This window comes from Citrobacter sp. On2M (assembly GCF_018035235.1).
Taxonomy (GTDB): domain Bacteria; phylum Pseudomonadota; class Gammaproteobacteria; order Enterobacterales; family Enterobacteriaceae; genus Citrobacter; species Citrobacter meridianamericanus.
The window spans coordinates 978,758-999,459 of the sequence record NZ_WPCV01000002.1; the positions used below are offsets into that span (position 1 = coordinate 978,758).

The 20,702-nt window shown below is 53.4% G+C and carries 20 protein-coding genes; 12 read left to right on the plus strand and 8 right to left on the minus strand.

Annotated elements, in window-relative coordinates; genetic code table 11:
* Positions 1-19 precede the first annotated feature (19 nt).
* The 6 genes from menD (at position 20) to pmrD (ending at position 6,059) form a co-directional block, all read left to right on the plus strand.
* The gene (gene menD / locus On2M_RS06815) at positions 20-1,690 is read left to right on the plus strand and encodes a 2-succinyl-5-enolpyruvyl-6-hydroxy-3-cyclohexene-1-carboxylic-acid synthase (RefSeq protein WP_210904535.1); all 1,671 of its coding nucleotides are present in this window, start codon (positions 20-22) and stop codon (positions 1,688-1,690) included.
* Positions 1,687-2,445, plus strand: coding sequence for a 2-succinyl-6-hydroxy-2,4-cyclohexadiene-1-carboxylate synthase (menH, locus tag On2M_RS06820; RefSeq protein ID WP_151219917.1), 759 nt, complete (start codon positions 1,687-1,689; stop codon positions 2,443-2,445). The genes menD and menH overlap by 4 nt, the downstream gene beginning before the upstream one ends.
* 14 nt (positions 2,446-2,459) lie before the next feature.
* A complete protein-coding gene (gene menB / locus On2M_RS06825) occupies positions 2,460-3,317 on the plus strand; it encodes a 1,4-dihydroxy-2-naphthoyl-CoA synthase (protein ID WP_003027671.1) in 858 nt (285 codons plus the stop codon).
* The gene (gene menC / locus On2M_RS06830) at positions 3,317-4,279 is read left to right on the plus strand and encodes an o-succinylbenzoate synthase (RefSeq protein WP_210904536.1); all 963 of its coding nucleotides are present in this window, start codon (positions 3,317-3,319) and stop codon (positions 4,277-4,279) included. Before menB ends, menC begins: the two co-directional genes overlap by 1 nt.
* On the plus strand, positions 4,276-5,700 hold the full coding sequence (menE, locus tag On2M_RS06835; RefSeq protein ID WP_210904537.1) for an o-succinylbenzoate--CoA ligase: 1,425 nt from the start codon (positions 4,276-4,278) through the stop codon (positions 5,698-5,700). The genes menC and menE overlap by 4 nt, the downstream gene beginning before the upstream one ends.
* Before the next feature lie 95 nt (positions 5,701-5,795).
* The gene (gene pmrD, locus On2M_RS06840) at positions 5,796-6,059 is read left to right on the plus strand and encodes a signal transduction protein PmrD (RefSeq protein ID WP_151219915.1); all 264 of its coding nucleotides are present in this window, start codon (positions 5,796-5,798) and stop codon (positions 6,057-6,059) included.
* Here pmrD and arnF read toward each other — a convergent pair whose 3' ends face one another.
* The 8 genes from arnF to nudI all read right to left on the minus strand — a co-directional run bounded on the left by arnF (position 6,060) and on the right by nudI (position 14,146).
* Positions 6,060-6,446 (minus strand): 4-amino-4-deoxy-L-arabinose-phosphoundecaprenol flippase subunit ArnF, encoded by a 387-nt coding sequence (arnF, locus tag On2M_RS06845; protein WP_151219914.1) that lies wholly within the window; start codon positions 6,444-6,446, stop codon positions 6,060-6,062.
* The gene (arnE, locus tag On2M_RS06850; RefSeq protein ID WP_151219913.1) at positions 6,446-6,781 is read right to left on the minus strand and encodes a 4-amino-4-deoxy-L-arabinose-phosphoundecaprenol flippase subunit ArnE; all 336 of its coding nucleotides are present in this window, start codon (positions 6,779-6,781) and stop codon (positions 6,446-6,448) included. The genes arnF and arnE overlap by 1 nt, the downstream gene beginning before the upstream one ends.
* Positions 6,778-8,436, minus strand: coding sequence for a lipid IV(A) 4-amino-4-deoxy-L-arabinosyltransferase (arnT, locus tag On2M_RS06855; RefSeq protein ID WP_210904538.1), 1,659 nt, complete (start codon positions 8,434-8,436; stop codon positions 6,778-6,780). Before arnT ends, arnE begins: the two co-directional genes overlap by 4 nt.
* The gene (gene arnD / locus On2M_RS06860) at positions 8,433-9,335 is read right to left on the minus strand and encodes a 4-deoxy-4-formamido-L-arabinose-phosphoundecaprenol deformylase (RefSeq protein ID WP_210904539.1); all 903 of its coding nucleotides are present in this window, start codon (positions 9,333-9,335) and stop codon (positions 8,433-8,435) included. Before arnD ends, arnT begins: the two co-directional genes overlap by 4 nt.
* The gene (gene arnA, locus On2M_RS06865; RefSeq protein ID WP_187253453.1) at positions 9,332-11,314 is read right to left on the minus strand and encodes a bifunctional UDP-4-amino-4-deoxy-L-arabinose formyltransferase/UDP-glucuronic acid oxidase ArnA; all 1,983 of its coding nucleotides are present in this window, start codon (positions 11,312-11,314) and stop codon (positions 9,332-9,334) included. The genes arnD and arnA overlap by 4 nt, the downstream gene beginning before the upstream one ends.
* The gene (gene arnC, locus On2M_RS06870) at positions 11,311-12,294 is read right to left on the minus strand and encodes an undecaprenyl-phosphate 4-deoxy-4-formamido-L-arabinose transferase (protein WP_187253452.1); all 984 of its coding nucleotides are present in this window, start codon (positions 12,292-12,294) and stop codon (positions 11,311-11,313) included. Before arnC ends, arnA begins: the two co-directional genes overlap by 4 nt.
* Positions 12,295-12,296: 2 nt before the next feature.
* Complete coding sequence (gene arnB, locus On2M_RS06875) at positions 12,297-13,436, minus strand: UDP-4-amino-4-deoxy-L-arabinose aminotransferase (protein WP_151219967.1); 1,140 nt, start codon at positions 13,434-13,436, stop codon at positions 12,297-12,299.
* Positions 13,437-13,720: 284 nt separating this feature from the next.
* Positions 13,721-14,146: a nucleoside triphosphatase NudI gene (gene nudI, locus On2M_RS06880; RefSeq protein WP_151219909.1), complete on the minus strand. Its 426-nt coding sequence runs from the start codon at positions 14,144-14,146 to the stop codon at positions 13,721-13,723.
* Positions 14,147-14,459: 313 nt separating this feature from the next.
* Here nudI and On2M_RS06885 point away from each other — a divergent pair, with 313 nt between their 5' ends.
* The 6 genes from On2M_RS06885 to yfaU all read left to right on the plus strand — a co-directional run bounded on the left by On2M_RS06885 (position 14,460) and on the right by yfaU (position 20,679).
* A complete protein-coding gene (locus tag On2M_RS06885; RefSeq protein WP_151219908.1) occupies positions 14,460-15,002 on the plus strand; it encodes a YfaZ family outer membrane protein in 543 nt (180 codons plus the stop codon).
* A gap of 79 nt (positions 15,003-15,081) precedes the next feature.
* Positions 15,082-16,284, plus strand: coding sequence for a nicotinamide mononucleotide deamidase-related protein YfaY (locus tag On2M_RS06890; RefSeq protein ID WP_210904540.1), 1,203 nt, complete (start codon positions 15,082-15,084; stop codon positions 16,282-16,284).
* 218 nt (positions 16,285-16,502) lie between these two features.
* A complete protein-coding gene (locus On2M_RS06895; RefSeq protein ID WP_151219906.1) occupies positions 16,503-17,285 on the plus strand; it encodes an IclR family transcriptional regulator in 783 nt (260 codons plus the stop codon).
* Positions 17,286-17,298: 13 nt separating this feature from the next.
* Positions 17,299-18,504: an L-rhamnonate dehydratase gene (rhmD, locus tag On2M_RS06900; RefSeq protein WP_210904541.1), complete on the plus strand. Its 1,206-nt coding sequence runs from the start codon at positions 17,299-17,301 to the stop codon at positions 18,502-18,504.
* A gap of 56 nt (positions 18,505-18,560) precedes the next feature.
* On the plus strand, positions 18,561-19,850 hold the full coding sequence (locus On2M_RS06905; RefSeq protein ID WP_210904542.1) for an MFS transporter: 1,290 nt from the start codon (positions 18,561-18,563) through the stop codon (positions 19,848-19,850).
* 25 nt (positions 19,851-19,875) lie between these two features.
* Positions 19,876-20,679 (plus strand): 2-keto-3-deoxy-L-rhamnonate aldolase, encoded by an 804-nt coding sequence (yfaU, locus tag On2M_RS06910; protein ID WP_187253447.1) that lies wholly within the window; start codon positions 19,876-19,878, stop codon positions 20,677-20,679.
* Positions 20,680-20,702 lie beyond the last annotated feature (23 nt).

Sequence of the window (20,702 nt, forward strand, 5' to 3'; positions counted from 1 at the left end):
ATTGATACCGGACAATCTCATGTCAGTAAGCGCATTTAACCGACGCTGGGCGGCGGTCATTCTTGAAGCACTCACTCGCCACGGCGTCAGGCATGTCTGTATTGCCCCTGGCTCTCGTTCTACACCGTTGACGCTGGCAGCCGCGGAAAATCCTGCTTTTATCCACCATACTCATTTTGATGAGCGTGGTCTTGGGCATCTGGCCTTAGGTCTGGCAAAAGTCAGCCGACAGCCTGTCGCCGTGATTGTGACGTCCGGTACGGCGGTAGCGAATTTGTATCCCGCGTTGATTGAAGCGGGCCTGACTGGTGAAAAACTGATTTTACTCACGGCTGACCGACCTCCTGAACTTATCGACTGTGGCGCTAACCAGGCAATCCGTCAGACCGGTATGTTTGCTTCGCATCCGTCGCAGACGCTCTCTTTACCGCGCCCGACTCAAGATATTCCGGCAAGCTGGCTGGTATCCACCATTGATAACGCTTTAGCTGCGCTGCACAGCGGGGCGGTGCATATCAATTGCCCGTTTGCGGAGCCGCTGTATGGAGACATGGACGAAACGGGGATCGCCTGGCAGCAGCGCCTTGGCGACTGGTGGCAGGATGATAAGCCCTGGCTGCGTGAAGCACGTCGGCTGGAGAGCGACAAACAGCGTGACTGGTTTTTCTGGCGGCAAAAACGCGGCGTCGTGATTGCGGGACGCATGAGCGCGGAAGAAGGTAAGAAAGTCGCGCAATGGGCGCAGATGCTAGGCTGGCCGTTGATTGGCGATGTTCTGTCGCAAACCGGACAACCGTTGCCGTGCGCCGACCTGTGGCTCGGGAATGCGAAAGCGGTGGCTGAATTACAGCAGGCGCAGATTGTGGTGCAGCTTGGCAGCAGCCTGACCGGAAAACGACTCCTGCAATGGCAGGCCAGCTGTGATCCGCAGGAATACTGGATTATTGATAATATCGAAGGTCGTCTCGATCCGGCTCACCATCGTGGGCGCAGGCTGGTCGCGAAGGTTGGTGACTGGCTGGAACTGCATCCGGCGGAGAAACGCCAGCCCTGGTGTGTGGAGATCCCTCGCCTGGCGCAACTGGCCTGGCAGGCGGTAGAGGCCCGTCGTGACGCGTTTGGTGAAGCGCAATTGGCCCATCGCATTCGCGACTATTTACCGGAACAGGGGCAGCTGTTCGTGGGCAACAGCCTGGTGGTGCGCCTGATTGATGCGCTGTCGCAGCTTCCGGCTGGTTACCCGGTCTATAGCAATCGTGGCGCGAGCGGCATTGACGGCCTGCTGTCAACTGCAGCCGGCGTACAGCGCGCCAGCGCGAAATCGACGCTGGCTATCGTCGGCGATTTATCTGCTTTGTATGACCTCAATGCGCTGGCGTTATTGCGTCAGGTTTCCGCGCCGTTTGTCCTGATCGTGGTCAATAATAACGGCGGACAAATTTTTTCCCTGCTGCCGACGCCAGCAAACGAACGCGAACGGTTTTATCTGATGCCGCAGAACGTGCATTTTGAGCATGCTGCCGCCATGTTTGACCTTAAATACCAGCGTCCGGAAAACTGGGAGCAACTGGAGAGTGCGTTGACTGACGCCTGGCGTACTCCGGCGGCAACGGTGATTGAGCTGGTGGTAAACGAAACTGACGGGGCGCAAACCTTGCAGCAACTGCTGGCGCAGGTAAGCCATCTATGATCCTGCACGCGCAGGCGAACGAGGGCCAGACGGGATCTCCCTGGCTGGTTTTCCTGCACGGTTTTTCGGGTGATTGTCGGGAATGGCAGACGGTTGGCGAAGCATTTGGAAATTATTCGCGGCTGTATATCGACCTGCCGGGACATGGTGGGTCCGCTGACATCAGCGTAAGCGGATTTGATGACGTCAGTGAACTGCTGCGTAATACTTTATTTAGTTACAACATACTTAACTACTGGCTGGTGGGATACTCTCTTGGTGGCAGGGTCGCGATGATGACGGCCTGTCAGGCGTTGTCCGGACTGTGTGGTCTGGTAGTTGAAGGTGGGCATCCAGGGCTGCAAAGCGAAGATGAACGCGCCCAGCGTCGTCTCTCAGATAGCCGCTGGGCTGCGCGTTTTCGCACGGAGCCGCTGTGCGAGGTGTTTAATGACTGGTATCAACAGCCGGTTTTTTCCTCGCTGAATGTCGTGCAAAGAGAGGCGCTGGTCGAACTGCGTAGCCAGAATAACGGGCAAACACTGGCGGCAATGCTGGAGGCCACCTCGCTTGCAGTACAACCTGATTTACGTGCGCAACTCACTACGCGCACATTTCCGTTTTATTATTTATGTGGTGAACGTGACGATAAATTCCGCGCTCTGGCGACGGAAATGTCAGTACCAAACCATGTGATTCGTAATGCCGGGCACAACGCCCATCGGGACAATCCCGCTGGCGTGGTGGACTGTCTGGCTCAGATTCTGCGTCGCTGACTATAGGACATTTTATGATCTATCCTGATGAAACAATGCTTTACGCACCGGTAGAATGGCACGATTGCTCTGAAGGCTACACCGACATTCTCTACGAGAAATCCACCGACGGTATCGCAAAAATCACCATTAATCGTCCACAGGTACGTAATGCCTTCCGTCCTGTCACCGTGAAAGAGATGATCCAGGCGCTGGCGGATGCCCGCTATGATGACAACATCGGCGTGATTATTCTGACCGGTGCGGGCGATAAAGCGTTCTGCGCTGGCGGCGATCAGAAAGTACGTGGCGATTATGGCGGATACCAGGATGACTCCGGGGTGCATCACCTGAACGTGCTGGACTTCCAGCGCCAGATTCGTACCTGTCCGAAACCGGTCGTGGCGATGGTTGCAGGTTTTTCCATCGGCGGCGGCCATGTGCTGCACATGATGTGCGACCTGACCATTGCCGCTGAAAACGCAATCTTTGGTCAGACCGGACCGAAAGTCGGTTCATTCGACGGCGGTTGGGGCGCTTCCTACATGGCGCGCATCGTCGGTCAGAAAAAAGCACGTGAAATCTGGTTCCTGTGCCGTCAGTACGATGCAAAACAAGCGCTGGATATGGGTCTGGTAAACACTGTCGTTCCGCTGGCGGATCTGGAAAAAGAGACTGTACGCTGGTGTCGCGAGATGCTGCAAAACAGCCCAATGGCGCTGCGCTGCCTGAAAGCTGCGCTGAACGCCGACTGCGATGGTCAGGCGGGTCTGCAGGAGTTGGCGGGTAACGCCACGATGCTGTTCTACATGACGGAAGAAGGTCAGGAAGGCCGCAATGCCTTTAACCAGAAACGTCAGCCTGATTTCAGCAAATTCAAACGGAATCCGTAATGCGTAGCGCGCAGGTATACCGCTGGCAGATCCCCATGGACGCGGGGGTGATTCTGCGCGACAGGCGGTTAAAAACGCGTGACGGGCTGTACGTTTGTCTTCGTGACGGCGAGCGCGAAGGGTGGGGAGAGATCTCCCCACTGCCGGGCTTCAGTCAGGAAAGCTGGGCAGAGGCGCAAACTGAGCTGCTGGCCTGGGTCAACGGTTGGCTACAGGGCAATGCTTCCTTGCCGCAACTGCCTTCGGTCGCCTTTGGCGCAAGCTGTGCGCTGGCCGAACTGGCAGGTACTCTGCCGGATGCGGCGGACTACCGTGCTGCGCCGCTGTGTACGGGCGATCCTGACGATCTGGTCCTGCAACTGGCGGATATGCCGGGTGAGAAAGTGGCGAAGATCAAGGTCGGACTGTATGAAGCTGTTCGCGACGGCATGGTTGCCAACCTGCTGCTTGAGGCGATTCCGGAGCTGCATTTGCGTCTTGACGCCAACCGCGCCTGGACGCCGTTAAAAGCTCAGCAGTTTGCGAAATATGTCAATCCTGAGTATCGCGGGCGCATTGCCTTCCTCGAAGAGCCATGTAAAACCCGCGACGACTCCCGTGCTTTCGCGCGAGAAACCGGCATTGCTATCGCCTGGGATGAAAGTCTGCGTGAAGCGGATTTCACCTTCGAAGCCGAAGAGGGCGTTAAGGCTGTGGTTATCAAACCTACGCTGACGGGCAGTCTCGATAAAGTGCGCGAACAGGTTGCAGCGGCGCATGCACTTGGTCTCACCGCGGTTATTAGTTCGTCGATCGAGTCGAGTCTCGGCTTAACCCAACTGGCGAGAATTGCCGCCTGGCTGACACCGCAGACCATTCCGGGTCTGGATACCCTGAGTCTGATGCAATGCCAGCAGGTACGCACCTGGCCGGGCAGCGCGTTGCCGTGTATCAACGTTGATGCGCTGGAACGCCTGCTATGACCCAGTGGGAAATGCCCGATAGCGTAAGCATATCGGGCCTGTTACACCCCGGAAACTGGCCTTGGCGCCACTGGCGACAGATTCGTGCGCATATGCCAGCCCTACGACTCAATGATGAAGTATTAAGCTGGGACGACCTCTGTACACGTGTCGACCATCTGGCCTGCGGCTTTGCCGCTCAGGGCGTGGAAGAGGGCGATGGTGTTCTGCTTCGCGCCTGGAATCATCCGCGAGCATTGTTGGCCTGGCTGGCACTGTTGCAGTGTGGAGCGCGGGTTTTACCTGTGAACCCACAGTTGCCTCAGCCGCTGCTTGATGCGCTGGTCCCCGAGTTAACGCTGCGTTTTGCGCTGGATCTGGAGTCCACTCACGCACTTCCGGGACTCAATCCGTTGCAAATGCAGGTATTGCCGGGCAAGCATGCCGCCGCGTGGTTACCCGAACGTTTGAGCACGATGACGTTAACCTCAGGTTCTACCGGATTACCAAAAGCGGCAGTTCATACCTGTCAGGCACATCTGGCGAGCGCTCAGGGTGTGCTGTCATTAATGCCGTTTGGCGCTGAAGATGACTGGCTGCTCTCGCTACCGCTGTTTCATGTTTCCGGCCAGGGTATTTTGTGGCGCTGGTTGTTTGCCGGGGCACGAATGACCGTGCGCGACAAGCAGCCGCTTGAGCAAATGCTGGCTGGATGTACCCACGCTTCACTGGTTCCCACACAGCTGTGGCGCTTGCTGGTCAACAACACGCCGGTATCGCTTAAAGCTGTACTATTGGGTGGCGCGGCAATTCCTGTGGAATTGACCGAACAAGCGCGCAAACAGGGGATTCGTTGCTGGTGCGGTTACGGCCTGACGGAGTTTGCTTCTACGGTCTGTGCGAAAGAAGCGGATGGCCGGGCGGATGTGGGCTCTGCTTTACCGGGGCGGGAAGTCAGGATCGTTAACGACGAAGTCTGGTTGCGAGCCGCCAGCATGGCGCAAGGTTACTGGCGTAATGGGCAGCTTATTCCATTAGTGAACGCGGAAGGCTGGTTTGCCACCCGCGATCGCGGTGTGTTAATGGACGGCAAGTTAACGATTGTCGGTCGTATGGACAATCTGTTCTTTAGCGGTGGGGAAGGCATCCAGCCGGAAGAAGTGGAACGCGTGATTGCAGGGCATCCGCATGTTCTGCAAGCTTTTATTGTGCCGATAGAAGATAAAGAGTTTGGGCATCGTCCGGTAGCAGTCGTTGAATATGACGCCAGCGCAGGTGATACCAATCTGGCTGAGTGGGTTAAAGATAAGTTGGCCCGCTTTCAACAACCGGTGTGCTGGCTGACATTACCACCCGAACTCAAAGCCGGAGGGATTAAAATCTCCCGTCGCGCACTGTCGGATTGGGTAGGTGCTTCGTCGTTAACATTAAGAAAACATTAATTACATTTCTCATTTTTGCCATTCCGTCGCTATTGTCGTTTTGTTTATCAGCTAAAGTGTAACCTGATGTGAAATTTATTAACAAAAGGTGCGTTATGGAATGGCATGTGAAGAAGTCTTGCTGTCTCAAAAAAGCAAGGAGGCTTTATATCGTACTTTGCGATAGCGGCGGTTCGCTGAAGATGCTGGCCGAGGCGCAATCTACCGAGTCGCTTAAGCCCGGAGACCTCCTTTCACCCCTGAAAGATGCCCAATATTGTATTAATCGCGATAAGGCCCGAATGATTAAAATCATTGATGCCAGACAGTATATTTGTGACGAATGGGAACGCCTGTTACGACAGTCCGAAGATAAATAATTAGGGCTGACACTTGCGTGAAGGCAGAAAAATCGTCATTAGCCCTGCCATGATGCATAGCACTCCAGCGAGCGCCTTTACTGAAAATGATCCCTGCCAGCCGGGCAGGATCATGGATGCAACCCACACTAACACATAGCTCAGGCTGAGCAGGGCATAGGCCTTGCTGAGCGCAAGCTGGTGCAGGGCTTTATGCCAGCAAATAACCGATAGTAAATAGCCTGCCAGCCCGGCATACAGGGAAAACGCGCCGATGCTAAGAGAAAATACGGCAGAGATGAATGCCAGCGGTTGCAGCATTGGCGGTAGATTATCCATCGCAAAGCCGAGGCTCAACTGGGCGACTGAAGTGATAATCACGCTACATAATCCCCAAAATAGGCCCATTACACCGCACTCCCAAGAATAAAGATGCCGGTGATGATTAGCCCAACCCCCAGCCAGTGACGCGTGGTGACTGGTTCGCGCCAGATTTTCCATGCGGCCAGTGTCACCCATACAAAGTTAAGACTAAGCATGGGATAGGCGATACCGACAGGAATGTTCTGCAGTACCGCCAGCCACAGCAGCATGGCCAGACCGAGGCTTGCCAGAGCAAGCCCTATCCATTGCGTAACATGGCGTTTCCGCACACGAACGGAGACGGGGCGGGTCGCCTGCTTCTGGCATAACTGACCGCAGACGCTGAGCAGACTGGCGAGAACTAAGGCTATCCAGATCATTTAGGCCGATACTGAATCAGAACCAAACGCCCCTGATTATCAATGTAGTCAGCGGGAGGGATGGCAAATTGATTAATATCTTCATCCTTATCAATTGTGAGCACGAGCGTAATATTTCCTTGCTGACGATGTTGCGCTAACCAGTCGGCAAAGTCTTCCCGACTGACAAAGCGCCCCTGCGCATCCGGGTAGTTGAGGCCATATTTTAACTCGCCCGTTTGGCTGTACATCATGATGTCGTCACGCTTCAGGCTCCAGGCCAGCCCTGCGGCAACACCAACGTTGTCGGCGAGAATGTAACGGCTCGACTCCAGCGACTCTTTGGTCATCTCGACAAAAAACTGTGGCTGTTTAGACTCCATCACCCGGTCAGGGACTGAGAAGCCAAACAGCAGCGCGAGTCCCAGCGGGCACAGCGCGGCAAATTTCCAGTTCTTCTCGCTGTTATTTAGCGTATACCAGCCGAACAGTGCCCAGGTGATAAAAATGCCCCACGCGCAGAACACCTTATACGTTTCGATATACGACCAGACCGGCGTCTTTAACGGACCCAATGTGGACACAATAAATGTGGCAACAATACCGATCACACCGAACAGCACGTTGATCCAACTATTCACGCGCAGCGCGGCTGAGCCTTTTTCCGCGGCCTGCAGGCCGAAACGCGCCGTTAATATCGCCAGCGGCGCGAAGCAGGAAAGAATATAGGTCGGAAGTTTTCCTTTGGCGATGCTGAAAAACAGGATTGGCATAATAATCCAGCTTAACAGGTACAGTGCGCTGCGCGGAACATCCCGCTCACGCCAGCCCGTACGCAGCGCGCCGGGGAGCAGTCCGAGCCATGGTAGTGCACCAACCACAAATACCGGAATGTAGTACCAGATGGGGGCCTTGTGTTGGGCATCATCCTGCGCGAAGCGTTGAATATGTTCAACCCAGAAGAAGTAATGCCAGAAATCCGGCTCACGCTTGGCAATCGCTATTCCCCACGGCAGCACAATCATGACGCAGCCGACCACTGCCAGCAGACCGTAGATAATGAGGTCTTTCCAACGCTTTTGCATGAAAACCCACGGCAGTACGCTGAGCACAGGAACAGCTAGCGCCAGGAAGCCCTTGGTCATCACGCCCATGCCACAGGTTAACCCTAGCAACAAAAAGGCGATAATTTTGCGCGTTCGGGTGGTGGCCTGCATCCCCTCCCAAAAGCAGCACATGCCAGCCATTAGCCAGAGAGCAATGATGGGATCAAGTACCGCGTAGGTGCCGATGCTGTAAACCGAGAAAAACGTTAAAAAGATTACTGAAGAGAGTACGGCGGTCCGCTTATCCTGCCATAACCGCATGGCAAGCCAGGCAACCAGTAGTGCCGTCAGCAGGGTGGCAAAAATGGCCCCCGCTCTGACGCCAAAATTATTGGTGCCAAACACCCATTGCCCGATGCTGTTTAACCAGTATCCGGCAATGGGTTTTTCGAAGTAACGGAGTCCTAAAAAGTGCGGCACGATCCAGTCGCCGGACGTCAGCATTTCCCGGCTGATTTCGGCATAGCGCGTTTCATCAGGTTGCCAGAGCAGGCGGCTGTTAATGGGGAGAATGAAATACAGCGCAATAAACGCGATAAAGGCCAGAGTGTAGCGGGCAGCAGGTTTCATTGTGTTGCACTCACCGATTGTTGGCAGCCGAGCCATCCCTCTCTGCCGGGTATTTTTCCACGTACGATCTGCCCTGTTGGCAGCGAACTGACATCGTCAGGTAACAGATCGCCGAGCGGGCAAAATGTAATCCCCATGTCGGCGGCTCGAGTCAGCAGCTCGTCAAAATTCTGATGAAAAGTGATGCCTTCAACTTCCGCATGAATGGTATACACCGGAGTTCCTCTGCTCATCTGGATGTGGGAGAGAATATAAGCGTTGAAGTCCACCGCCTGGACCTCCTGACCAACCACTTCATCCCATGTTGGTAACGTGACAGGAATTTGCGGTGTACCTGCTTTCCCTGAGGCCAGTACAGGACGAAATAACGACGTTCCCCGACAGTCGCTGTTATAGCGCAGATGGAACGTTTCTTTTGCGTCGACGACGCGGTTGTCGGCACGCCATCCGGCAACGGCAGAACAGGTAACAGGTTGTCCGATGATGGTTTCAAGAGCGGTGATGCCTCGTGAAATATCATCAATCAGCTGTTTATCATTCCAGGTTCCGCTACGCGCCTGCCAGGCATGATGATCCCAGGCATGCAAACCGGTTTCATGAATCAGGGCGGTTTGCGCGATGATTGCCGCATTGGCCTGGCCGATCTCTTTTCCCGGCCACGCGGTTCCCGCGAGCAATATATCCCAGCCGTAGAGTGATGCTGCGTTTGAGCGCAGCATCTTCCACAGAAATTTCGGCTTCACAAGACGCCAGAGATGGCGTCCCATGTTGTCCGGTCCAACGCTAAAGAAAAAACTTGCCCGAATGTTATGTCGGTTCAATGTCTCTAACAGGCGGGGCACGCCTTCGCGCGTCCCCCTGAACGTATCGACATCAATGCGCAAGCCTACTTTGGTCATGATGTGTGTTCCGTGATATCCACACTGCGTAAGAAGAAGTCCAGCGTCTCTTCTACTGTTTCCTGCATCTCAATGGTGGGCTCCCAGTTCAGGCAGCGTTTTGCATTACGAATGTTGGGCTTACGATGCTCAACGTCCTGATAACCTTTACCATAGTAGCTGCTGCTTTCGACGTTACGGAAACCGGCAAACGGCGGGAAGTGGTTGCGTAATGGATGTTTTTCAAAACAGGTAAGCAGCATTTCTGCCAATTCCTGAATACTGGCTTCGTTCTCCGGGTTACCGATGTTGATAATTTCGCCGTCACAGCGTCCGTCTTCGTTTTCAATGATGCGGTACAGAGCTTCAATACCATCGCGAATATCAGTAAAGCAGCGTTTTTGCTTGCCGCCTTCAATCAGCTTAATCGGTGAACCTTCCACCAGATTGAGAATAAGTTGGGTAATGGCGCGTGAGCTGCCGATACGTGCGGCGTTAAGGCTGTCCAGACGCGGCCCCATCCAGTTAAATGGACGGAACAGGGTGAAGCGCAATCCCTCTTTTTCGCCGTATGCCCAGATTACGCGGTCCAGTAACTGCTTGGAAACGGAGTAGATCCAGCGTGGTTTATTCACCGGGCCGACGATCAGATTCGAGCTGTCCTCATCGAAGACTTTGTCGGTACACATGCCGTAGACTTCAGATGTTGACGGGAAAATGATGCGCTTACGGTATTTCACACAGTAGCGAATGATTTTCAGGTTCTCTTCAAAATCGAGCTCAAACACGCGCAGCGGGTTGCGGGTATATTCGATTGGTGTGGCGATTGCTACCAGCGGTAGTACGACGTCGCATTTTTTCACATGATATTCAATCCATTCGGAGTGAATGCTGATGTCACCCTCGACGAAGTGGAATCGCGGGTGCTGCAGAAAACGACTAATGGCGTCGCTGCCAATGTCAAGTCCATACACTTCGTAATTGTCTTCTTGTAACAGGCGTTCAGTCAGATGGTTACCAATGAAGCCATTGACGCCAAGGATCAGCACGCGAGTACGGCGTTTAGTGGTGGTAACTGACTGGCTGTTCAGGCGGGAACCCGGCACCAGACCCAGAACCTGCGCCAGCTGTGATCCCTGCATGGCAATACCATCGCCAGCTTGTCCGGTGATAATTTCTAGTGCGCCATCGACACAGGCGATCAGCAAAGGCGAAATGGAGATGACGGTTCCTGGTTGGGCAGCGAGGTCATTTGTGCAAACGCGTGACGACCAAACGGTGAATTTTTGCGTACCAACATAGCTAAACGCGCCCGGCCAAGGATCGCTGACGGCGCGTACCTGGTTATGCAACTCTGCAGCTGGCTTGTTCCAGTCGAGGAAGCTATCTTCTGGCGCACGGCGACCAAAACAGGTCGCTTCTTCTTCCTGTTGGGGACGTTCTGCATAATCTCCCGTTTTAATTGCGGGTAGTGTTTGTTCCAGTAACTGACGCGCAGCCTGGCATAATTTATGGTGCAGCGTTAATGCCACATCATCCGGCGAAATAGCAACCCGTTGCTGGGCGATAATGGCACCTGCATCCGCACGTTTGACCATCCGATGAAGCGTGACGCCGGTTTCGGTTTCGCCATTGACCAATACCCAGTTCAGCGGCGCGCGACCGCGATATTTCGGCAGCAGCGAGCCGTGCAGATTAAATGCACCCTTAGGGGCAAGGCTGAGGATCTCGTCACTCAGCAAATGACGATAGTAGAACGAGAAAATAACATCCGGTGCCAGTTGGCTGATGCGCTCAATCCATAAGGGATGGTTGACCTCGTCCGGGGCGTAAACCGGAATACCAGCGCTGGCGGCGAGGCGGGAAACAGATCCAAAAAACGCTTTTTCACCTGGGTTATCGGTGTGCGTAAAAATTGCAGCGATTTCATAACCTGCATCCAACAAGGCCTGGACACCCTGACATCCCATATCGTGATAGGCAAATACGACGGCTTTCATGCGTGGTTTTCCTCGGTTGACTGCGTGGTTTGTGGGCGTATAACGTGTTGAACAAAATAGCGGGGGCGGGCACGGACATCGTTATAGATGCGACCGATATATTCCCCGAGTAAACCCATGCCAATAAACTGTGCGCCGATAAAGGTAAACAGAACGGCAAACAGCATGAATACCCCTTCTGCAGCCCACTGCGGACCGAGCGTCAGGCGCAGAACAACAAGCAGAACGGATATGGTAAAGCCCGTGGCTGCAATTACGCTGCCCAACAGGCTCAACATACGAAGCGGCGTTGTGGTCAGACAGGTCACCAGGTCATACATCAGGTTGATCAGACGCATGAAGCTGTATTTGGAGTCACCAAATTCACGTTCTGCATGGTGTACCGGGATTTCCGTAGCGCGACGGGCAAAAATATTGGCCAGAATCGGGATAAAAGTGCTGCGCTCCTGGCAATGCAGCATGGCATCGACGATGTGACGGCGATAGGCGCGTAACATACAACCGTAGTCACCCATCGCTTTACCGGTGGTGCGCTGAATCAGATGGTTGATCATGCGTGAGGCGGTCTTACGAAATACGCTGTCCTGACGATTCTGACGTACCGTTCCTACCACATCGAACCCCTCATCTGCGGTGGCGACCAGCCGTGGGATCTCCTCCGGCGGGTTCTGCAAATCGGCATCCAGTGTGATGATCAAGTCGCCAGTGACATGGCTGAAACCGGCCATAATCGCCGAGTGTTGCCCGTAATTGCGATTCAGCAAAATAGAAACAATATGGCTGTTTGGTGCCTGGGAGGCGTTCATCATCAACTGAGCGGAATTGTCACTGCTGCCGTCATCGATCAGCAGGATTTCATAGTCCTTGCCCAACTTTTCACAGGCGGCGCTGGTACGTCTGATTAGCTCAGGCAGGCTTTCCTGTTCATTAAAAACGGGAATGACCACCGAGACTTTTTTGATCGGTGCTGCTTCAAACATATTTATTGTCCTGCAATCTCGCGAAGTGCCGTTATGACCCGCTGGGTGTCAGCGGCGGTCATATCGGGGAATAACGGCAGCGAGCAGATGCGTGCGCTATTCCATTCTGTATTTGGGAGCGAAAGGGTAGTGAAGCGTTCGCGGTAGTATTTTTGCGTGTGGGCTGCACGAAAATGCAGACCAGTGCCGATATCTTTAGCCTTCAGTGCTTCCATCAGAGCATCTCTGCTCAGGCCACAGCGCGCTTCGTCAACGCGAATGATGAACAGATGCCAGGCATGAACATGCGACCACTGAGGCAGGCTCAGCGGTTGAAATGGCGTATCGGCTAGCGCCTGTTGATATTCATGGGCAATTTGCGCCCGCCGTGAGTTCAGCTGTTGTAGTTTATTCAGCTGTACCAGCGCGATGGCAGCATTGATATCGGTAAGGTTGTATTTGTAGCCTGGCGCAAGCACTTCGGCCTGCGGCGCCCGGCCATAGGTTTGTCGATCGTAAGCATCAACGCCCAGACCGTGAAACTTCAGACTGCGAAGCCGCTGAGCAAGCTGACTATCGTCAGTAACAATCAGCCCACCTTCTGCGCAGGTGATATTTTTGATGGCGTGAAATGAGAAGATTGCCGTGCCGCGCGCGCCGACATGGCGGCCTTTATACTGCGTTCCTACGGCATGGGCTGCATCTTCTATGACCGGAATACCATACCGCTCGCCAATCGCATAAATCGCGTCAAGGTCGGCTGGAGCGCCAGCGTAATGTACCGGAATAATGGCCTTGGTGCGTGGCGTGATAGCGGCTTCAATTTGCTCTGGTGTGACCATCAGCGTATCGCGGTCGACATCGATCATCACGGGGGTCGCACCCAGCAGGACAATCATGTTGAGGGTAGAAACCCACGTCATTGACGGCGTAATGACCTCATCGCCTGCACCTATGTTCAGCGCCATTAGCGTGATATGCATACCTGCCGTGGCGGAACAGACAGCGACGGCGTGTTGATTTCCTGTCAACTGGCAGAAGGCTTCTTCCAGCTGTTGATTCTTCGGGCCAGTGGTTATCCATCCAGAGTCCAGCACTGCTTTCACGGCTGCAAGCTCTTCAGCACCCATTGCCGGGCGAGAGAAAGGCAAAAAGTCAGGCATCATTATTCCTTCAAGCCATTTAACGCTACCGAAGTTTTATTTTTAGGACTAAACAGGGGCGTCGTTAATTATTTCATCAGGCTACAAAGGTTAATGGCCAAAGGTTAATTTATCCTTAAGAGTTTAAGGTTTGGGATGTCAAGATAAAGACAAGAGGGAGGTGATTTATTTGTTTGAATATAAAATATTTTTATACAACGTGGCGGCATTGGCTTCTGTGCTGAATGCTGAAAACAATACCGCTATTGTGAACATTGTTTATATTACGTTTAAACTCGTTAGACTTACAGTAGTCCTTTCAAGGTTAACGTTTTTCGCGTGGCGATATTTAAGTCGTAGGTACCAAGATCTTCCGCTTTAACCCACGCGAAATCTTGAAACTCTTCGTTAATGTTCACTTCACGATTAGCTGCCACGCAATCGAAGATGAGATAAATCATATAAATCTCTTCCCGACTGCCATCGGCATAGGTTTTGGTGCGAATATCATCGCTGAAGGTCCACGGAGTAATTTCTGATAATACCAGTTGTTCACCCAGCTCCTCCCTCACTTCCCGACGCAAAGCCTCTTCGATGCGCTCACCCGGCTCAACGCCACCACCAGAAAGCGCCCACTGACCGGGAAACACGCCGCGGTCATCTGCCATTTTACACAGTAAATAGCAGCCATCGTTTTGAATTAAGGGGCAAACAATTGTTCTTTGGCGCATAGGTCAAGTCCTTCCAGGGGATTGATAATTCGATCATTCACCTATCTTACCTTTTGCTGGCTGGAGAAAAAACGCTTCATCGACGATTAAGTCCGTGTGACCGGGGAAAAATTGATAGTTGTTGAAAATGGTATTCAGGGGTACACAACGATACGTTTTATACAAAAATTTAACATTATCTCGTCTCATTAAGTAGTATTTAGTTACAATATGGCAGTGCATCGCTTTTTTAGTTCATTGATTCCTCGCCATCTGGCAGTACAATCCCTCGGTTTTGGGGCTATGTTTTGATTTTTGCTTGAAAGGATAGAAAATGAAAAAAAGTTTAATGTTGGGTTTTGCCGGCATGCTGTTTGTTTCTGCGTCGGCGAGCGCAATTAGCATTAGTGGCCAGGCTGGCGAAGATTACACCAACCTTGGGTTCGGTATGGGCACCGAGACTACGGGGCTGGCCGTCAGTGGTAACTGGATGCATAACGATGACGACGGCGATGCAGCTGGTCTGGGGTTAGGTTTGAATGTTCCACTCGGTCCGCTGTTGGCAACGGTGGGTGGGAAAGGCATTTATACTAACCCGAATGATGGTGATGAGGGTTACGCGGCGGCGGTCGGTGGTGGTTTACAGTGGCCGATTGGCGACAGCATCCGCCTGTTTGGCGAGTATTATTATTCTCCCGATTCGCTTTCCAGCGGTATCGACAGCTATGAAGAGGCTAATGCCGGTGCACGTCTGACCATTATGCGTCCGCTGAGTATTGAAGCCGGTTATCGCTACCTGAACCTTGCTGGCAAAGACGGCAACCGCGATAACGCGATTGCTGATGGCCCGTACGTTGGGGTTAACGCGAGTTTCTGATTTTTCCGGCGCGGCGTTCAGTCGCGCCTTCCCCCCTCCATGCGTTATAGTGTTTTCATCATAAAAGCAGGAGAACACGATGTTAAACGTGGAGATGCTATCCACCGGGGATGAGGTGTTGCACGGACAAATTGTCGACACCAATGCCGCCTGGCTGGCCGATTTTTTCTTTCATCAGGGTTTACCGTTAACACGTCGCAACACAGTAGGTGACAATCTTGACGATTTGGTCGCCGTTTTGCGTGAGCGTAGCGAACACGCCGACGTACTGATCGTTAACGGCGGTCTGGGGCCGACCAGCGATGATTTGAGCGCGCTGGCGGCGGCAACGGCTAAAGGCGAAGGGCTGGTGTTGCATGAAGCCTGGCTCGCCGAGATGGAACGTTATTTCCGTGAACGCGGCCGCGTGATGGCACCAAGCAACCGCAAACAGGCTGAGCTTCCCGCCAGCGCGGAGTTTATCAATAATCCAGTAGGTACTGCATGCGGGTTTGCCCTGAGGCTTAACCGCTGCCTGATGTTCTTTACGCCGGGTGTACCATCAGAATTTAAAGTCATGGTTGAGCATGAGATCCTGCCGCGTTTGCGTGAGCGCTTTTCACTGTCTCAACCCCCGCTATGCCTGCGATTAACCACCTTTGGCCGCTCTGAAAGCGAGTTGGCACAAAGCCTGGATCTGCTGACTTTGCCACCGGGCGTAACAATGGGGTATCGCTCGTCGATGCCGATTATTGAGCTGAAACTGACCGGTCCGGATTCCCAACGTGAAGCGATGCTGGCGCTGTGGCCTGAGGTGAAAAAGGTTGCCGGGCAAAACATGATTTTCGAAGGTACGGAAGGCTTGCCTGCGCAAATTGCCCGCACGTTACAGGAACGGCAATACAGCCTGACGCTGAGCGAACAATTCACCAGTGGTCTGGTGGCGCTGCAACTTTCGCGCGCAAATGCTCCGCTGCTCGCGAGCGAAGTGGTTCCGCCCCAGGAAGAAACGCTGGCGCAAACAGCGCACTGGGTAACCGAGCGACGCGGCAACCATTATGCGGGGCTGGCACTGGCGATATCCGCGTTCGAAAACGAACATATTAACTTTGCGCTGGCAACGCCTGATGGAACACATGCCTTACGCGTCCGGCTGAATACTAATCGCTACAGCTTGGCGATTCACCAGGAAGTGTGCGCGATGATGGCACTGAATATGCTGCGCCGTTGGCTTAACGGACAGGATATTGCCAACGAACATGGCTGGATCGACGTGGTGGAATCCCTGACGCTGCCTGCCTGATTTATTCTCTCTCTTCTTTTTGTTATGGGAAGGTGCCCTGGCCTTCCCATTATTAGTCCAACCTGTTGTACTCCCAACAAAAAAATCTGTGCGTTAGTTCACAGTTGTACTCGATTTTTCTCCAGCCTACTGGAAGAACGAGAGGATTTGATGTGCTTCACAATTTTAACCACTTTAACCTACCACACTGATTCCAGTATCTCAGACTGGAGTCCAGTATGTTGGAATCAAGTAAAGTTCCCGCGCTCACCAGGGCGATCGAAATTCTCAATCTCATTGCGCGTATCGGCCCATGCAGTGCTGCTACGATCATAGAGACGCTGGGTATACCAAAAAGTACCGCTTACCTGTTACTCAACGAACTTAAACGTCAGCGTTTTATTAGCATTGATCATCAGGAGAATTACTGCCTGTGGACCAAGTTGGTTGAGCTGTCGGGGCACGCTCTGAGTAAGATGGATTTACGTGAACTGGCGCGTCCACGGTTGACACAACTGATGGATGAGACCGGGTTACTTTGCCATCTGGGGATCATTGACCACGAAAGCGCGTATTACATCCTGAAAGTGGAGTCGTCATCCACTATTAGCGTGCGCTCCCACGAGGGGAAAAGTCTTTCGCTCTATCGCTCTGGGATCGGCAAGTGTCTGCTAGCCTGGCAACCTGCCGCCGTACGTAAAGCCATTATTGAACAACTGATATGGGAACAGGCAACGCCAACCACTATCACCAGACCACAGCAGTTGAATGACGAGCTTGAGCGTATTCGTCAGCGTGGATGGAGCTTTGATAATGGCGAAGATTATCCCGATGTTCGCTGCGTCGCAGCGCCTGTTTTTAACGCTAACAATGAACTGACCGCAGCAATTTCGGTGGTCGGCACGCGTCTGCAAATTAACGAAGAGAATCGTGACTATCTGGCCGGGAAAGCAATTGCCTGCGCCAGGGATATTTCGCGCCTGCTGGGATGGAAAAGTCCCTTCGACTCACTCGCTTCATAAAAAGGAGAACATCATGACCCTACCTAAAATTAAACATGTCCGTGCCTGGTTTACCGGTGGCGCTACAGCAGATAAAGGCGCAGGCGGTGGTGATTATCACGATCAGGGCGCTAACCACTGGATTGACGATCATATCGCCACGCCAATGAGTAAATATCGTGAATACGAGCAATCACGTCAGTCTTTTGGCATCAACGTGTTAGGAACGTTGATTGTTGAAGTAGAGGCTGAGAACGGGCAGACCGGTTTTGCCGTTTCGACGGCAGGGGAGATGGGCTGCTTTATTGTGGAAAAGCATCTCAATCGTTTTATCGAAGGTAAATGCGTTAGCGATATCAAACTCATTCATGACCAGATGCTCGGTGCAACAATGTATTACTCCGGCTCTGGTGGTCTGGTCATGAACACCATCTCGTGCGTAGATCTGGCGTTGTGGGATCTGTTTGGCAAAGTGGTGGGGTTACCGGTCTATAAGTTGCTGGGTGGTGCGGTACGAGACGAAATTCAATTCTACGCGACGGGCGCGCGTCCGGATCTGGCGAAGGAGATGGGTTTTATTGGCGGTAAAATGCCAACCCACTGGGGACCGCACGACGGGGATACCGGGATCCGCAAAGATTCGGCAATGGTTGCTGATATGCGCGAGAAATGCGGTCCTGATTTCTGGCTGATGCTCGACTGCTGGATGAGTCAGGACGTGAACTATGCCACCAAACTGGCTCATGCCTGTGCGCCACACAATCTGAAGTGGATCGAAGAGTGTCTGCCTCCGCAACAGTATGAAGGCTATCGCGAACTGAAACGCAACGCTCCGGCGGGGATGATGGTCACCAGCGGTGAACATCACGGAACGCTGCAATCCTTCCGCACGCTGTCTGAAACTGGCATCGATATTATGCAGCCGGATGTAGGCTGGTGCGGTGGGTTAACCACGTTAGTAGAAATTGCCGCTATTGCGAAATCGCGTGGCCAACTGGTGGTGCCACATGGCTCATCAGTTTACTCACACCATGCGGTGATCACGTTCACCAACACCCCGTTCAGCGAATTCCTGATGACCAGCCCGGATTGCTCAACGATGCGTCCGCAGTTTGATCCTATCCTTCTTGACGAACCCGTGCCCGTCAATGGCCGCATTCATAAGTCAGTGCTGGATAAACCGGGATTTGGCGTCGAGCTTAACCGCGACTGCAATCTGAAGCGCCCTTATAGCCACTAATGACCTGTGCGTTGCCTTTTTCACGGCAACGCCCTCATTTTTTTGAGGATTTTGCTATGAGTACCACGTTACTTGACGGTGTGGTGAAGAAAAACCGTGCCCGTTTGATTCCCTTTATGCTGGCGCTGTATGTGCTGGCGTTTCTTGACCGCTCGAACATCGGGTTTGCCAAAGAGACCTATCAGATTGATACCGGCCTGAGCAATGAAGCTTATGCATTGGGAGCAGGAATTTTCTTTGTGGTTTACGCCTTTCTGGGCGTTCCTGCCAACTTGTTGATGCGTAAATTTGGCGCCAGAACCTGGATTGGTACCACCACGTTGCTGTGGGGATTTCTCTCTGCGGCGATGGCATGGGCGGATACGGAAGCGAAGTTTCTGATTATCCGTACTCTGCTGGGTGCGGCAGAGGCGGGCTTCTTCCCCGGTATGATTTACCTGACATCGCAGTGGTTCCCCCAGCGCAATCGCGCCAGCATTATGGGCCTGTTCTACATGGGGGCGCCGCTGGCATTAACCCTGGGATCGCCGCTGTCTGGCGCGCTGCTTGAGATGCACGGTTTTATGGGACATCCGGGGTGGTTTTGGATGTTTGTTATCGAAGGTTTATTGGCGGTAGGCGCAGGGGTTTTCACCTTCTTCTGGCTTGACGACACGCCACAGCAGGCGCGTTTCCTGAGCGCTGACGAAAAGGCTGCGCTCATTAGCCAACTGGCGAGTGAAGAGGAGAAAAAGGTGACGTCGCGACTGTCGGATGCACTGCGTAATGGTCGTGTCTGGCAACTGGCGATTATCTATCTGACGATTCAGGTCGCAGTGTATGGCTTGATCTTCTTCTTGCCCACTCAGGTTGCGGCATTGTTAGGGACAAAAGTTGGCTTTACGGCTTCAGTCGTGACGGCGATACCGTGGGTCGCGGCGCTGTTTGGCACCTGGCTTATTCCCCGCTACTCCGATCGCACTGGCGACCGACGTAACGTTGCTGCGCTTACGCTGCTGGCGGCCGGGATTGGCATTGGCCTGTCCGGGCTGGTTTCACCAATACTGGCGATCGTGGCGCTCTGCGTCGCGGCGGTCGGTTTCATCGCCGTACAGCCGGTGTTCTGGACGATGCCAACGCAACTTCTTTCCGGCACAGCGCTGGCGGCAGGGATTGGTTTCGTCAACCTGTTTGGTGCTGTAGGCGGGTTTATTGCTCCCATTTTGCGCGTCAAAGCCGAAACGTTGTTTGCCAGCGATGCGGCAGGACTGCTGGTCCTGGCGGGCGTCGCGATTATTGGCTCGCTTATCATCTTTACGCTGAGTGTGAACCGTTCGGTTTCACAAACCGGCGCTGCGCATCATTAATCTTATCTACGTTGTAAGGATCGTTATGAACGCATTGTTATCAAACTCTTTCAAAGAAGGATTGTTGAGAGGAGAGGTCCAGGTTGGCCTGTGGCTCAGTTCGACCACCTCCTATATGGCGGAGATTGCCGCTACATCAGGCTATGACTGGTTATTGATTGATGGTGAACATGCGCCGAATACGGTGCAAGATCTCTACCACCAACTCCAGGCGATTGCGCCTTATTCCAGTCAACCGGTGGTCCGTCCCGTTGAGGGTAGTAAGGCGTTGATTAAGCAGGTACTGGATATTGGTGCGCAGACGCTGCTGATCCCAATGGTCGACAGTGCAGAGCAGGCGCGTCAGGTGGTTTCCGCCACTCGTTATCCTCCGCTCGGCGAGCGTGGCGTTGGTGCCAGCGTGGCGCGAGCGGCGCGCTGGGGGCGTATCGACAAGTATATGGAACGGGCCAATGAATCACTCTGTCTGCTGGTTCAGGTCGAGAGTAAAGCAGCCCTGGATAATCTGGATGCGATTCTGGACGTTGAAGGTATTGACGGTGTCTTTATTGGCCCGGCGGATCTTTCTGCATCACTGGGCTATCCGGATAACGCCGGACACCCGGAGGTGCAGCGGATCATTGAACAGTGCATTCGCCGTATCCGCGCAGCCGGTAAAGCCGCAGGATTCCTCGCGGTTGACCCGGCAATGGCGCAAAAATGTCTGCACTGGGGCGCGAACTTTGTCGCTGTAGGCGTTGATACCATGCTTTATACTGAAGCGCTGGATCGCCGGTTGGCAATATTTAAGCCGGAGAAGACTGCACAAACGTTAAAAAGCAGTTACTAATATCAGGCCCGATGGTGTAAGGC

Coding starts and splice junctions, on each gene's coding strand:
- menD (WP_210904535.1), top strand. CDS start 20: ATGTCAGTAAGCGCATTTAACCGACGCTGGGCGGCGGTCATTCTTGAA.
- menH (WP_151219917.1), top strand. CDS start 1,687: ATGATCCTGCACGCGCAGGCGAACGAGGGCCAGACGGGATCTCCCTGG.
- menB (WP_003027671.1), top strand. CDS start 2,460: ATGATCTATCCTGATGAAACAATGCTTTACGCACCGGTAGAATGGCAC.
- menC (WP_210904536.1), top strand. CDS start 3,317: ATGCGTAGCGCGCAGGTATACCGCTGGCAGATCCCCATGGACGCGGGG.
- menE (WP_210904537.1), top strand. CDS start 4,276: ATGACCCAGTGGGAAATGCCCGATAGCGTAAGCATATCGGGCCTGTTA.
- pmrD (WP_151219915.1), top strand. CDS start 5,796: ATGGAATGGCATGTGAAGAAGTCTTGCTGTCTCAAAAAAGCAAGGAGG.
- arnF (WP_151219914.1), bottom strand. CDS start 6,446: ATGGGCCTATTTTGGGGATTATGTAGCGTGATTATCACTTCAGTCGCC.
- arnE (WP_151219913.1), bottom strand. CDS start 6,781: ATGATCTGGATAGCCTTAGTTCTCGCCAGTCTGCTCAGCGTCTGCGGT.
- arnT (WP_210904538.1), bottom strand. CDS start 8,436: ATGAAACCTGCTGCCCGCTACACTCTGGCCTTTATCGCGTTTATTGCG.
- arnD (WP_210904539.1), bottom strand. CDS start 9,335: ATGACCAAAGTAGGCTTGCGCATTGATGTCGATACGTTCAGGGGGACG.
- arnA (WP_187253453.1), bottom strand. CDS start 11,314: ATGAAAGCCGTCGTATTTGCCTATCACGATATGGGATGTCAGGGTGTC.
- arnC (WP_187253452.1), bottom strand. CDS start 12,294: ATGTTTGAAGCAGCACCGATCAAAAAAGTCTCGGTGGTCATTCCCGTT.
- arnB (WP_151219967.1), bottom strand. CDS start 13,436: ATGCCTGACTTTTTGCCTTTCTCTCGCCCGGCAATGGGTGCTGAAGAG.
- nudI (WP_151219909.1), bottom strand. CDS start 14,146: ATGCGCCAAAGAACAATTGTTTGCCCCTTAATTCAAAACGATGGCTGC.
- On2M_RS06885 (WP_151219908.1), top strand. CDS start 14,460: ATGAAAAAAAGTTTAATGTTGGGTTTTGCCGGCATGCTGTTTGTTTCT.
- On2M_RS06890 (WP_210904540.1), top strand. CDS start 15,082: ATGTTAAACGTGGAGATGCTATCCACCGGGGATGAGGTGTTGCACGGA.
- On2M_RS06895 (WP_151219906.1), top strand. CDS start 16,503: ATGTTGGAATCAAGTAAAGTTCCCGCGCTCACCAGGGCGATCGAAATT.
- rhmD (WP_210904541.1), top strand. CDS start 17,299: ATGACCCTACCTAAAATTAAACATGTCCGTGCCTGGTTTACCGGTGGC.
- On2M_RS06905 (WP_210904542.1), top strand. CDS start 18,561: ATGAGTACCACGTTACTTGACGGTGTGGTGAAGAAAAACCGTGCCCGT.
- yfaU (WP_187253447.1), top strand. CDS start 19,876: ATGAACGCATTGTTATCAAACTCTTTCAAAGAAGGATTGTTGAGAGGA.